The following is a 13,779-nucleotide window of genomic DNA, read 5'->3' on the forward strand; positions in this document are numbered from 1 at the left end:
TCCTTGCCCAGGCGGCCTGCCTCGATCGGGGTCAGGCGGTGATGGATGTCGTGCAGCAGATGCACGTCCCAGCCGAGTGCCTCGCGGGCCTTCTCGAACAAGGGCGGGACGGAGCGCAGATATTTCTCGCTCGACCAGACATTCTCGGTCGGCAAATCGGCATCGGCCGGCTCGTAGAAATAGCGGTCCTTCGACACACCATAGGTCGAGGCAAGGCCCGGGACGCCCGACTGAAGCCTGATCGCCTTGTAGCCGAGCGACTGGTAATGGAGCGCGTTGTCGACCGTCTCCTCGATCGTCCTGCCATTGGCATGGCCGTACACCATCACGCCCTCACGGCTCGCCCCGCCCAGCAGCTGATAGACCGGCAACCCCGCGATCTTGCCCTTGATGTCCCACAAGGCCGTGTCGACCGCGGCGATCGCCGACATGGTCACCGGACCCCGGCGCCAGTACGCCCCCTTGTAGAGGAACTGCCACACATCCTCGATCCGGTGCGCGTCGCGCCCGATCAGGCACGGCACGACATGGTCCTGCAGATAGCTCGCCACGCTCAGCTCCCGCCCGTTCAAGGTCGCATCGCCAAGGCCGTACAACCCCTCGTCCGTCTCGATCTTCAACGTGACGAAATTCCGCCCAGGGCTAGTGACGATGACGCGCGCATTCGTGATCTTCGGCATCAGGCTCCCCTAGCCTTTTTCATACTTGTCATACAACTTTATTGACAGGGCCGCTGAAAAAGGAAAGATGTTTTTGTCACCGGTGTCAGAAAACCGGGACCGGACAGGAGGAGCAGGGATGCGCGAATCGGATTCATTCGGCCCAGCCGCGGGGTGCCGCGCCTTGCGGGCAAAAGGCTGGCGCGCCATCACCCTGGCGAGCCCGCCGCCGTCCTTCCGGTCGCCAATGAGCCGGGTATCTGGGAGAAAATGATGTTCGTGATCCTTCCCGCCGCGGCAAGCGCCGTCATGCTGGTGGCGCCGGCGACAGCCGAAACCGCCATGCCGCGCCCCGCCGATATCCTCGCCGCCACGCGCCGGGTCGCCGACTGGCAGCTCACCCACCGCGACAGTTTCGATCGGATGCCGTCGGCCACCGCGAGCACGGGCAATCCGCGCGGCTGGCAGCAGGCGACCTTCTGGGTGGCGCTGACCGAGCTGGCCGACCGGACCCGCGACCCGCGCTATGCCAAGACGATACTCGATCTCGGGCGGGAAGCCGGCTGGCAGCTGGGCGACCGGCCCTTCCATGCCGACGACCAGCTGATCGCCCAGGCCTGGCTCTGGGCGTCGCGGCACGGCGCCGGGCAGGCGGCGGTCAAGCCGATGATCGCCTATTTCGATCATGTGCTGGCCAATCGCCCGACGAACGATTTGCGTTTTGTTCCGCCGCCCGCGCCCGGCGATCCGGCCTGCACGACCCGGTGGTGCTGGTGCGATGCCTTGTTCATGGCGCCGCCGAGCCTGTTGGCGGTTTCCCGGGCGACCGGCGACAAGCGTTATGCCGCGTTCGCGCATGAGGAATATCGCGCGACCAGGGACTATCTCTACGACCCCGCCGAACATCTGTTCTTCCGTGACAGCCGCTTCTTCGAGCCGCGCGACGCGGCGGGGCGCAAGCTGTTCTGGAGCCGTGGCAATGGCTGGGTGATGGGCGGCCTCGTGCGGATCATCCCGCAGCTCGACCGGACCGATCCGATGCGCGCCTATTATGTCGGGCTGTTCCGCGAGATGGCGGCGCGGGCGCTGAAGCTGCAGAAACCCGATGGCTATTGGGCGCCGTCGCTGCTCGACGACGGGCCGAACACCCAGCCCGAATCGAGCGGTACCGCCTTTTTCGTCTATGCACTCGCCTGGGGGATCGAGGCGGGGCTGCTCGACGACGCCACCTATCGCCCCGCCGCGATCCGCGGCTGGGCGGCGTTGCAGCGCGCGGTCCAGCCCGACGGGATGCTCGGCTGGGTGCAGCAGGTCAGCGACCGGCCGGATTCGGTGGCGCAGGCCGACACCCAATTCTACGGCGCGGGCGCCTTCCTGCTGGCGGGAAGCGCGATGTACGATCTGTCGCGGCACAAGATCCGGCGATGAAGACGGTCCTGATGGCCGCGCTGGCCGCGGCCCCGCTGGCTGCTGGACCAAGCGCGCCGGCCTCGCCCGATCGCTGGGCCGGCCGGCCGCACGGACCCGTCTATGCGGTCGCGCCGCCGATGCACGACACGGTCGAGCGACGGCTGATGCCGCAGGTCGAGCACTTGCTGGCGCACTTGCTGCGCGAGCGCCGCGAGATGGTGCTGGACGGGGTGAAGGTCTTCGACAGCGGCGACAAGTTCCTGCCCGGCAAGATCGCGGCGGCGATGAGCTATCATGTGCTGGACCTGCCGCGCGGCGATCCGCGTCTCGACCGGCGCCTCGCCGACTATGCCGATATCGCCGATCTCACCATCGGCGACGCGAACGACAGCTGGGGCATCTATTATTACGTCTCGGCGCTCCACCAGCTGAAAGAGGCGGGGCTGCTGGACCGCGCGGTGCGGCCGGCGACCCTGGCGAAACTGCGGACGCAGCTCGACTGGCGGCGCTTCGTCCGGCCCGACCTTTCGCTGATCAACCTGCCGAACAATTATTACGGCGTCGCCTTCAGCGTCGCCCGCTTCCGCTTCCTGATGGGCTGGGAAGATGCCAGCGCCAGCGAGGCGCTGCTGGCGAAGATGATCGATCATTACCGGCTCTATTCCGGCAAATACGGCTTTGCCGACGAGACGGAAGGGGAAGGTCGGTTCGACCGGTACAGCGTGCTGCTGATCGGCGAGATCGCGCAACGCCTCGCCGAGACCGGGATGGCGCCGACGCCCGAGGTGAAACAATGGCTGCGCCGGTCGGTCGACCTGATGCTGCCGCGCTTCAACCTTGGCGGTGAAGGCTTCGAATATGGGCGCAGCATCGGCACCTATGGCGAGACGGCGTTTCTCGAGGTGCTGACCGCGGCGGCGCGGTTCAAGGTGCTCAGCCCGGTCGAGGAGCGCATGGCCTATGCCTTCTCGTCGCGGATCGCGGCGCGCTACATGGATTTCTGGGTCGATCCGGCGACGGGATCGGTCGACATGTGGGACCATGGCCGGCGGACCGACACCTATCGCGGCAAGCACCGCATCTTCGGCGAAAATCTCAGCCTTGCGCGCCAGTATATCTATACCGATGCGATCTGGAACGACCTGGGCTATCGCGGGCAGGCGCCGTCGGCGGACTATGCGCGGTGGCTCGACCGGTTGCCCAGATCGACCATGACCTGGTTCGCGCGCGGGGAGTATGACCGGGCGCTCGTCACGATCCGCGACCGCGGGCAGGTGATCGGCCTGCCGGTGATCAACGGCGCCGGCGGGCAGCATATGAACACGCCCTATTTCCCGGTGCCCTTCGCGCCGGGCCTGCTGCAGGGATCGGCCGATGCGGCATATCCGCACCTCGTGCCGCGGATCACGCTGGCCGACGGCAGCGTGCTGATGCCGCTTGCCTTTTTCAGGAACCTGTCGGTCAAGCGGCGCGGCGCCGTGACGGAAATAGGATGGCGCCAGGATGCGCTCGATCTGATGGGGGCGGCCAATGCCCGGCGCGATGCCCGGGTGGCGATCGAGACCCGCTATGTCTTTTCGCCGGGCAGGATCACGCGCAGCGACAGGATCATGGCGCAGCCGACGGCCAGGATCGCGCGGGTCGATCTGGAATTCGCGACCTTCTCGAATCGGGCGTCGGCGCGTGGCTCGACGGTCCGATTCGGCCAGGGCGAGGTCTCCGGATTCGCGGCGCGGGGCCTGGGCGATTGCACGGCAACGCCGGCCGATGGCGCCTCTTACGGCGCGCCGACAGGGCCTTTTTCGACGATTGTTCGCTGCAAGAAAGCCGTTGTTTCTCAATCGGAAAAACCAATGACAACTTTGTCCTTGGGCTGGACATTGTCATACAACTATCGCGATTTGGATTGACACGGCGCCAGACGCGGTTACTTTCGATCTCCAATGACACCGGTAGCAATCGGGGCGTGACGGCGGCTTGGGTCGCCGATCAAAAAACTTGGGAGGATATAATGATCAACACGACGAATCGCCGTCATGCGGCACGCGCGCTCCTGCTGGCATCGGTCGCGGGAATCGGCCTGTCGCCGCTCGCCGCCGCGGAAACCCCCTCCGCACCGCCGCCCGGCACGGGCGTCGTGCTGGCCGCGGCGGAATCCGGACAGGATCAGGTCCCGAAGACCGACACGGCCGATATCGCGGCGCAGGAAGGCGTCGCCCAGGATATCGTCGTCACCGGCGCTCGGGCGACCCAGCGCAGCTCGATCGAGCTCAAGCGCGATTCGGCGGTCATTGTCGACGGCCTGGTCAGCGACGAGATCGGCGCGACCCCGGACAATTCGGTCGGCGACACGCTCGAGCGCATCACCGGTGTTTCCGCCGATCGCTTCAAGGGCAATGCCAACGAGCTGTCGGTGCGCGGCTTCGGCCCGACCTTCACCCTCTCCACCTTCAATGGCCGCGAAGTCTCGACCGCGGGACCGGATCGCTCGGTCGCGTTCCAGCAATTCCCGTCGGAGCTGGTCAACGGCGTGCTCGTGTACAAGACTCAACAGGCCGATTTCCTGGAGGGCGGCGTCGGCGGCGTCATCGAACTGCGCTCGATGAAGCCGCTCGACTATGGCAAGCGCCGCATCCAGGCCGAGTTCCGCGCGGATTATCAGCCCAAGGACAATGACGTCTATCAGCATGACGGCATCGGCTACCGCGCCAACATCTCCTATACCGACCAGTTCAAGACCGGCATCGGCGATATCGGGATCAGCATCGGCTATCAGCGCCAGGATACCACCACGCCTGAGGATTATTACAACGCCAACGCGACCTTCCAGGCGTGCAACACCTCGGCGAACAATCCCACCGTCCTGACCGGCAGCGCCGCGGTGCAGACCGCGTCGGGCGCCAACCAGAATTGCGTGCTGGCGACGGGCCCGCGCACCGTGGCCGGCACGGTCGTCGGGGAAACCCGCGGCCCGGTCTATTTCGCCAATTCCTCGCGCAGCTTCCGCACGCAAAAGACCGCCGAGGTTCGCGACGCGGTGATCGGCGCGCTGCAATGGCGCCCCTCGCCCGATTTCGAGATCGCGCTCGACGGCCAATATTCGAAGCGCGACAGCCTCGAGGACCGCAACGTCCTGTCGATCGCCGAAGGGCTTCGCGGCATCCAGCCGCTGATCATCGGCAACGGCACCAACGGCTATTCGCCCGGCGCGCTGATCAGCTATCGCGGCAATTCCAACATCGAGGATCAGCTCGAGACGCGCCAGCGCAACGAGGAATATATCGGTGGCGGGATCAGCTTCGCCTGGACGCCTGACCAGTGGAAGATCACCGCCGACGGTTCCTATTCGCGCTCGCACCGGACCGAGACGCAGAAGGCGACGCGGATGCGCTCGACCAACCGCGTCGCCTATACGCTCACCTATGTCGGCGACAATGTCGTGCCGAATGTCGTGTTCGACAATTTCGACGTGACCAACCCCGCCAACTTCCTCGCGCTCGCCAACAACGCGGTCTATGCGCGCAATCGCTTCGTCACCGATCGCGAGGACGAGATCTGGGCCGGCCGGTTCGACGTGACGCGCGAACTCGACGGCTTCCTGACCTCGGTGAAGGTCGGCGGCCGGGTATCGAACCATCAGCGCACCAACGACAATGCGCGCAACACCGATCTGAACACCATCCCGGGCACGCCGGCGCAGGTGTCGGCGATCATCACCGCGGCCAACCAGAATTGCCGCGTACCGTTCACCACCACGTCCTACATGGCGGGGCAGGGCACCAACCTGACCAACTGGGCGACCTTCGACAATGACTGCCTGTTCCGCGCCTTCGCCGGCAGCGACGATGCCTTGCCCTATCCGGCCGACGGCCGCGACCCGAGCGATATCAACGTGCAGGAGCGGATCTATGCCGCCTATGCGATGGCGAATTTCCGGTCGGACCTGGGGAGCGTGCCGTTCAGCGGCAATGTCGGCCTGCGCTATGTCCGCACCGACATCACCTCGATCGGCTATCGCCAGGCCTATCTGATCACGGTGGATACCGGTGCCGACAATTATACCGTCGCGGTCGATCCGGCGGGCACGCTGACCTCGAACACCGCCAAGGGCCGCTACGAATATTGGCTGCCCAGTGCGAACATCGCGTTCGATCTCAGCGACAAGCTCAAGCTGCGCCTCGCCGGTTATCGCGCGATCGCGCGCTCGGGCATCGAGAGTTTCGGTGCCGGCATCACCCTCACCCCGGGCACCGGAACGGGCGCCAACAACATCATCTTCAACGCGACCACCGGCAACCCGAACCTCAAGCCGTTCCGCGCCTGGAACGCCGACGCCTCGCTCGAGCTCTACGCGTCGAAGGACACGCTGCTGGCGATCGCGGGTTATTATAAATGGGTCACGGGCGCGGTGATCGGCCGTTCGGAGCCGATCCCGACCGACATCACCGTCACCACCATCACCGATGGCGGTCCGCGTCAGACGCGGAGCATGACGATCAACCCGGTGGGCCCGGCCAACGATCTCGATCAACGCCATCTCTACGGCGTCGAGGTGACGGCCAGCCACGCCTTCACCTGGCTGCCCTCGCCGCTCGACGGCTTCGGGGTGACCGGCTCGGCCAACCGCGCCTTTGCCGATTTCGAATTCCCCGATACCTCGACGCTCGCGCCCTATCTCGAGCCGTCGAACCTGATCGGCCTGTCGAAATTCACCGCCAGCGGTTCGGTCTATTTCGAGAAATGGGGGGCGTCGTTGCGCGCGTCCTATCGCTACCGTTCGTCCTATTACAAGCCGAACGGGGGCACCAATCGCGAGGTGCGCGGCGCGGGCTATCTCAACCTGTCGGCGCAGTACGACCTGACCAAGAACGTCCAGCTCAAGGCCCAGGCGCTCAACGTCACGGGCACCAAGGACGTCTTCTACAAGGGCGGCGTGGACAGCATCGCCGAGGTCAGCAACAGCGGCCCGCAATATTTCCTCGGTTTCCGGGTGCGCCTGTGATCCGGTTCGGCACGGCGACTCTCTTCCTCGCCTGTGCCAGCTTCGCCGCTGCCGACTCCCCGTCGGCAGCGGCGGATTTTTCCCTGCGTGCGCCATCGACGCCGTCGTCCTGCGCCGCGGAGGAAGGGTATAAGGCGGCGTTCGGGGGGCGGCGGACCTTTTATCTGAAGCCCGATCAGCTGGAAGCGATCAAGGCGGTTCGCGATACCGATCCGGCGGTGGTGAAAGCCTATGCCGCGCTGATCGCCCGCGCCGACGCCGCGCTCCAGCGCAAGCCCGGATCGGTGATGGACAAGACGACCATCCCGCTGTCCGACGACCGCCACGACTATCTCAGCATCGCGCCCTATTGGTGGCCCGATCCGGCCAACCCCAATGGCCCTTATGTCCGCCGCGACGGCGAGGTGAATCCGAAGCGCGACACGAAATCCTATGATCGCACCGCGATCGGCCGGATGAGCGGCGACGCGGAAACCCTGTCGCTCGCCTATTTCTACAGTGGCGACCGCAAATATGCCGACAAGGCGGCCGAGGTCATCCGCACCTGGTTCCTCGACCCAGCGACGGCAATGAACCCCAATGCCAGGTTCGCCCAGGCAGTGCCGGGCCGTGAGAATGGACGCGCCGAGGGCGTGCTCGACACCAATGCCTTTCAGCCGGTGATCGACGCGGTGGGCCTGATCGGTCCGTCGGGCGCGCTAAGCGATGCCGAGGTGAAAGCGCTGGAAACCTGGTTCGGCCGCTATGTCGACTGGATGCTGAGCAGCCCGACGGGTCGCGAGGAACAGGCGGCGAAGAACAATCACGGCATGTGGTTCGACGCCCAGCTCACCCAATATGCGCTGTTCGCGCGCCGCCCGGCGATTGCGCGCAAGGCGGTCATGGAATTCCCCAAACGGCGGATCGCCAGCCAGTTCGATCCGTCGGGCTCGCTTCCGGGGGAGCTGACCCGCACGCGCAGCTTCCACTATTCGATCTACGCGCTGGAACCCGCTTATGACGTGGCGGAGATGGCCGGCTGCCTTGGCCTCGATCTGTGGCGCTATGCCGACGACAAGGGGCGCGGTCTGCGCAAGGCGACCGACTTCATCGCCGCCTATCGCGGCCGGCAGGCCGACTGGCCGTACAAGGAACTGAACTGGCCGGCGGCCGAACTCGACGCGCTGCTGACCCGGGCCGACTGGGCCTGGGGGCCGGGGCGTTATCCTCGTTCCGGTGAGGGCACGCTGGCGCTGCTCTACCGCCCTCAAGCGTCCGCGGCGCGCTGACCGTCATGGGTCGCCCGGCCCCTTCGCCCTTCCTGTTCGGCCGGCGGGACATGCTTGCCGGGGCAGCCTGCCTGGCGGTGGCAGGCCGGTCGGCCGCCGCCGCGCCGATCGATCTCGCCGCGATCGACCGGCAACGGGTGATGCGGGCGGCCGATGCCTGCCTGGCGCGGGCGCCGCTGACGATCACCGCCGTCCCGGCGCCGCGCAGCCCGGGCAGTCGCCACGATTATTATTCGGAAGGCGATTATTGGTGGCCCGACCCGGCCAACCCCAACGGCCCCTATGTCCGCCGCGACGGCTTCTCCAATCCGGCGAAGTTCGACGGCCACCGCGACCTGCTGATCCGCTTCGGCATCGATATGCCCGCTTTGACCTCGGCCTGGCGGGTGTCGCGGGATGCGCGCTATGCCCGCCACGCCGTAGCCCATCTCAAGGCCTGGTTCGTCGACCCGTCGACCCGCATGACGCCGAACCTGGCCCATGCCCAGGCGATCATCGGGGTCAATCAGGGTCGCGCGATCGGCATCATCGATACGCTGCAGATCGTCGAGGTCGCGCGCGCCGCCGAGCTTCTCGGCCGGCACCACGCGCCGGGCTATGACGACCGGACGCGGCAGGGCGTCGATAGGTGGTTCCGCGACTATCTGGCCTGGCTCACCACCTCAGCGCCCGGCCGGGAGGAGCGCGACCAGGCCAATAATCACGGCAGCTGCTGGCTGCTTCAGGCAGCCGCCTTCGCGTCCCTGACCGGCGACAGGGCGGTCCTCGACAACGTCCGCACGCGGCTGACGGACGTGCTGATTCCGCGCCAGATCGCACCAGATGGCAGCCAGCCGTTCGAACTCGCGCGCACCAAACCCTTCAGCTATTCGCTGTTCAACCTCGATGTCCTTGCCGGGGCCTGCCAGCTCCTGTCGGGCGGCGGCGTTGATCTCTGGCGCTTCGCCACGGATGACGGGCGGGGGGTCGGCCCGGCGATCGACTTCATGGCACGCTATATCCGCGACAAGACGCGCTGGCCCTATCCGCGCGATGTCGAATATTTCGACGCGCTGCCCGTCCGGCAACCGAGCCTGCTCTTCGGCGGGCTTGCGCTTGGACGGGCCGACTGGCTCGATCTGTGGAAATCGCTCGAGCCCGACCCGACAGTGCCGGAGATCGTCCGGAACTTCCCGATTCGCCAGCCACTGCTCTGGGTTTCGCCCGGCGCCTCACACAATGGAACAGACTCATGATGGCGGATCGAACGCCCCGGGACCTCGTCGAGGGACGCGCCGAGCATCGGTCGATCGCGGCCAGCTTCGTCGCGGCGCGGCGGGCCGGCAAGGCGCTTGGCTATTATCCCGGCACGCTGCCGGAATCGCTCGGTGAAGCCTATGCGATCCAGGCGCTGGCGATCGCGTTGCGCGGCGGGTCCGTCGGTGGATGGAAGCTCGGGCGGATCAATCCCCCTGCTTCCGAGCATATGGGCGCCAACCGGCTTGCGGGCCCGATCTTTGCCGACGCGATCGTCGAGGGAGACCTGGGCGGTACCCGCGAGATGCCGGTGATCGCGGGCGGGTTCGCTGCGGCCGAGGCCGAGTTCCTGTTGCGCATCGGCACGCGAACCGATCCCTCGAAGACGGTGTGGACGTTGGAGGAGGCCCGTGGTCTGGTCGATCGGGTGGCGATCGGCATCGAGATCGCCAGTTCGCCGCTCGGTGCCATCAACGATCTCGGGCCTGCCGTCACCGCATCGGATTTCGGCAACAATAACGGCCTGCTGGTCGGTGAGGAGCTTGCCGGATGGCGTTCCGCCGACCTGGATTCGATTCCGGTCGCCTTCCTGCTCAACGGCACCGAGATCGGGCGCGCCACCACCGCGACCATGCTGGATGGCCCCTGGGGAGCGGTCCGCTTCGTCGCCGAGCTTTGCGCGAAACGCGGCCTCGCACTCGAGCCGGGGCAGTGGATATCCACCGGCGCCGTCACCGGGGTCCATCCCGTTTCGGTCGGGGAGCGGGTCGAGGCACGGTTTGGCGAGACACTGTCCGTCGGGTGCGCCATCGTGGCGCAGGGCAATCGGGATTGATCGGGACATGACGATGAGCACAGGCGACACGGTGGTGGCGGCGGCAACCGACAGGATCGGGCGCTATCGATGGCTGATCTGCGGCCTGCTCTTCGCGGCGACCGCGATCAACTATGTCGATCGCCAGATGATCGGCGTGCTGAAACCGACCATTTCGGCCGAACTCGGCTGGAACGACAAGACCTATGCCGACGTGATCTTCTGGTTCCAGGCGGCCTATGCGATGGGCTATCTCAGCTTTGGCTGGATCATCGACCGGCTTGGCGCGCGGATCGGCTATTCGATCGCCTTCACCATCTGGACGCTTGGCCACACCCTGTGCGGCTTTGCCGGCAACGCCTTCCAGTTCTCCGCCGCGCGCTTCATCCTCGGCATTGGCGAATCCGGCAATTTCCCGGCGGGCATCAAGGTGGTGTCGGAATGGTTCCCGGCGCGGGAGCGCGCCTTCGCGACCGGCGTGTTCAACGCCGGCGCCAATATCGGCGCGGTCGTCACCCCGCTGATCGTGCCGATCATCACCATCGCGTTCGGCTGGCGCATGGCCTTCGTCATCACCGGCATTGCCAGCCTGGTTTGGCTGGTCGCCTGGATCGCGGTCTATCGCCGACCGCGCGAGCAGCCGCGGGTTTCCGAGAGCGAGCTCGCCTATATCGAGAGCGATCCCGCCGACCCGGCCGAGAAGATCAGCTGGCTGCGCCTGCTGCGCTATCGCGAGACCTGGGCCTTTGCGATCGGCAAGTTCCTGACCGACCCGATCTGGTGGCTCTTCCTGTTCTGGACGCCCGACTTCCTCGCCAAGACCTATGGCCTCGATCTGAAGAGCTTCGGCCCGCCTTTGGTCGTCATCTATCTCATCTCGGACCTGGGCAGTGTGGCCGGCGGCTGGAGTTCGTCGAAGCTGATGAAGCGCGGGATGACCGCAAACCGGGCGCGCAAGCTCACCATGCTCGCCTGCGCCTTTCTGGTGATGCCGATCTTCTTCGCGCAATATGTCACCAGCCTGTGGGCCGCGGTGGCGATCCTGGGCATCGCGACCGCCGCGCACCAGGCCTGGTCGGCCAATCTCTACACCATCCCGTCGGACATGTTCCCGCGCGCCGCGGTCGGATCGGTGGTCGGGATCGGCGGGACCGCCGGCGCGATCGGCGGGATGATGATGGCCAAGTTCGTCGGCTATATCCTCGACGCGACCGGCAGCTATACGCTGATCTTCGCGGTGGCGGGAAGCGTCTATGTCATCGCCCTGGCCTGTGTGCATCTGCTCACGCCGCGTCTCGCCCGCGTTCAGGTCGCCTGATCCCGGAAACCGCCGGACGATGACGGACGCTTCCATCGAGCCTGTCATGGTCGGTGAGCGGCATTGCTCGCCATGGCGACGACACCGATAGCAGGTGCGCGCCGTCGCGGCAGGCGCTCGCTGACGACTAGGGCGGCTCGGCCTTCAGCGGCGGGGGGCGTCGATTCAACCTGACAGCGACTCATGGCAGCGTGGGATCGGACGACGCTCTCGCTGGGCGCCGCCCCACTCTTTCTCAGCTTGAAGATGCCGGACGATCGGCGCCGGCTGTTTTTCCGGCAGAACAGCCAGCATGCTGGCTGTTAGCTGGCTGTTATTCGATAACAGCCAGCATGGCCGCAAACGCTTGAAACCGGGCCGTAAATCCCGGTTCAAAATCCAACATAACAGCCAGCAAAAAATTATCAGCCAGGAACAGGCAGCACGGCGCCCTTTTTGTTGGACGCGTTTCATGCCGTCGATGTGCCCCAGGCGATCCCAAGGCGGGCGCCGACCATCTCGCTCGGCTCACATCGGAAGTGACGCGCACCGGCAGGCGCAGGGGGCGTGTGGGTCTTGCGGCCTTCAATCCATCATGCTATATCACATAACAATTATGGAGAGGGTGATGACCGAATCCGACACCATGCTCGCCGAACGTTCGGCAACGACTTTCGATCGCCTCGATCCAGTAACGGGTGAAGTCGCGAGCACCGCGCCTGCGGCGAGCGTCGCTGATGCCAATGCCGCGTGCGAAGCGGCGGCGGCGGCCTTCCCGGTCTGGTCGGCGATGGGCCCGAATGCCCGGCGCGTACTGCTGATGAAGGCCGCCGATGCGCTGGAAGCCAGGGCGCCGCAGTTCATCGAAGCGATGATGGGCGAGATCGGCGCGACCCGGGGCTGGGCAGGGTTCAACCTGATGCTCGCCGCCGGGATCGTGCGCGAGGCGGCAGCGATGACCACCCAGATCGGCGGCGAAGTGATCCCGTCGGACAAACCCGGCTGCATCGCGATGGCGCTACGCGAGCCGGTCGGCGTGATGCTCGGCATCGCGCCGTGGAACGCGCCGATCATCCTCGGCGTGCGTGCGGTGGCCATGCCGCTGGCGTGCGGCAACACGGTGGTGCTGAAGGCGTCGGAACAATGCCCGCGTACCCACGGCCTGATCGTCGAGGCGTTCGAGGAAGCGGGCCTGCCCAAGGGCGCGATCGTGCTGGTCAGCAATGCGCCGAAGGACGCGGCCGAGATCGTCGCCGCGCTGGTCGACCATCCAGCGGTGCGCCGCATCAACTTCACCGGATCGACCATGGTCGGCAAGATCATCGCGAAGCGCGCGGCGGAGCATCTGAAACCCGTGCTGCTCGAACTGGGCGGCAAGGCGCCGCTGATCGTGCTGGACGATGCCGATCTCGACGAGGCAGTGAAGGCGGCCGCGTTCGGCGCGTTCATGAATTCGGGCCAGATCTGCATGTCGACCGAGCGGATCATCGTGGTCGACAGCGTGGCCGACGCGTTCGTCGAGAAATTCGCGGCCAAGGTCGGCTCCATGCCGGTCGGCGATCCGCGCGAGGGCAAGACGCCGCTGGGCGCGGTGGTCGACCAGAAGACGGTCGATCATGTGAAGGGCCTGATCGCGGATGCGCTCGGCGCCGGCGCGGTGCAGGTCAATGGCGGCGACGCCGATGGCGTGCTGATGCCGGCCCATGTCATCGACAGGGTGACGCCCGAGATGAAGCTGTTCCGCGACGAAAGCTTCGGACCTGTCGTCGGCATCACCCGCGCCCGGGACGAGGCGCATGCGATAGAGCTGGCCAACGACACCGACTATGGCCTGTCGGCGGCGGTGTTTACGAAAGACACCGCCCGGGGCCTGCGCGTCGCGCGTCAGATCAAGTCGGGCATCTGCCACGTCAACGGCCCGACCGTGCATGACGAGGCGCAGATGCCGTTCGGCGGCACCAAGGCCTCCGGCTATGGCCGCTTCGGCGGCAAGGCAGGCATCGACAGCTTCACCGAGCTGCGCTGGATCACCATCGAAACCCAGCAAGGCCAGTTTCCGATCTAGGCCTCCCCTCCCTGCTTGCAGGGAGGGG

Annotated in this window: 9 protein-coding genes; 8 read left to right on the forward strand and 1 reads right to left on the reverse strand. The window is 66.1% G+C overall.

All coding sequences use genetic code 11. From position 1 onward, the window contains the following. The coding region (locus tag AC1RT8_RS10540) for an enolase-like domain-containing protein (RefSeq protein ID WP_493075594.1) at positions 1 to 680 on the reverse strand (680 nt) is incomplete at its 3' end. A gap of 252 nt (positions 681 to 932) precedes the next feature. Here AC1RT8_RS10540 and AC1RT8_RS10545 point away from each other — a divergent pair. The 8 genes from AC1RT8_RS10545 to AC1RT8_RS10580 all read left to right on the forward strand — a co-directional run bounded on the left by AC1RT8_RS10545 (position 933) and on the right by AC1RT8_RS10580 (position 13,751). Next, entirely contained in the window at positions 933 to 2,087 is a 1,155-nt protein-coding gene (locus AC1RT8_RS10545) for a glycoside hydrolase family 88/105 protein (RefSeq protein WP_493075595.1), read from the forward strand. Beyond that, complete coding sequence (locus AC1RT8_RS10550; protein ID WP_493075596.1) at positions 2,084 to 3,979, forward strand: hypothetical protein; 1,896 nt, start codon at positions 2,084 to 2,086, stop codon at positions 3,977 to 3,979. The genes AC1RT8_RS10545 and AC1RT8_RS10550 overlap by 4 nt, the downstream gene beginning before the upstream one ends. 101 nt (positions 3,980 to 4,080) lie before the next feature. Next, entirely contained in the window at positions 4,081 to 7,071 is a 2,991-nt protein-coding gene (locus AC1RT8_RS10555) for a TonB-dependent receptor (protein ID WP_493075597.1), read from the forward strand. Next, the gene (locus tag AC1RT8_RS10560) at positions 7,068 to 8,339 is read left to right on the forward strand and encodes an alginate lyase family protein (RefSeq protein WP_493075598.1); all 1,272 of its coding nucleotides are present in this window, start codon (positions 7,068 to 7,070) and stop codon (positions 8,337 to 8,339) included. The genes AC1RT8_RS10555 and AC1RT8_RS10560 overlap by 4 nt, the downstream gene beginning before the upstream one ends. 5 nt (positions 8,340 to 8,344) lie before the next feature. Then, on the forward strand, positions 8,345 to 9,574 hold the full coding sequence (locus AC1RT8_RS10565; RefSeq protein WP_493075599.1) for an alginate lyase family protein: 1,230 nt from the start codon (positions 8,345 to 8,347) through the stop codon (positions 9,572 to 9,574). Further along, entirely contained in the window at positions 9,574 to 10,410 is an 837-nt protein-coding gene (locus AC1RT8_RS10570; RefSeq protein ID WP_493075600.1) for a 2-keto-4-pentenoate hydratase, read from the forward strand. Before AC1RT8_RS10565 ends, AC1RT8_RS10570 begins: the two co-directional genes overlap by 1 nt. 13 nt (positions 10,411 to 10,423) lie before the next feature. Then, the gene (locus tag AC1RT8_RS10575; protein WP_493076121.1) at positions 10,424 to 11,707 is read left to right on the forward strand and encodes an MFS transporter; all 1,284 of its coding nucleotides are present in this window, start codon (positions 10,424 to 10,426) and stop codon (positions 11,705 to 11,707) included. Between the two features lie 607 nt (positions 11,708 to 12,314). Beyond that, positions 12,315 to 13,751 (forward strand): aldehyde dehydrogenase, encoded by a 1,437-nt coding sequence (locus tag AC1RT8_RS10580; protein ID WP_493075601.1) that lies wholly within the window; start codon positions 12,315 to 12,317, stop codon positions 13,749 to 13,751. Positions 13,752 to 13,779 lie beyond the last annotated feature (28 nt).

The sequence above is a fragment of the Sphingomonas sp. GW821-FHT10F11 genome, from assembly GCF_058809095.1.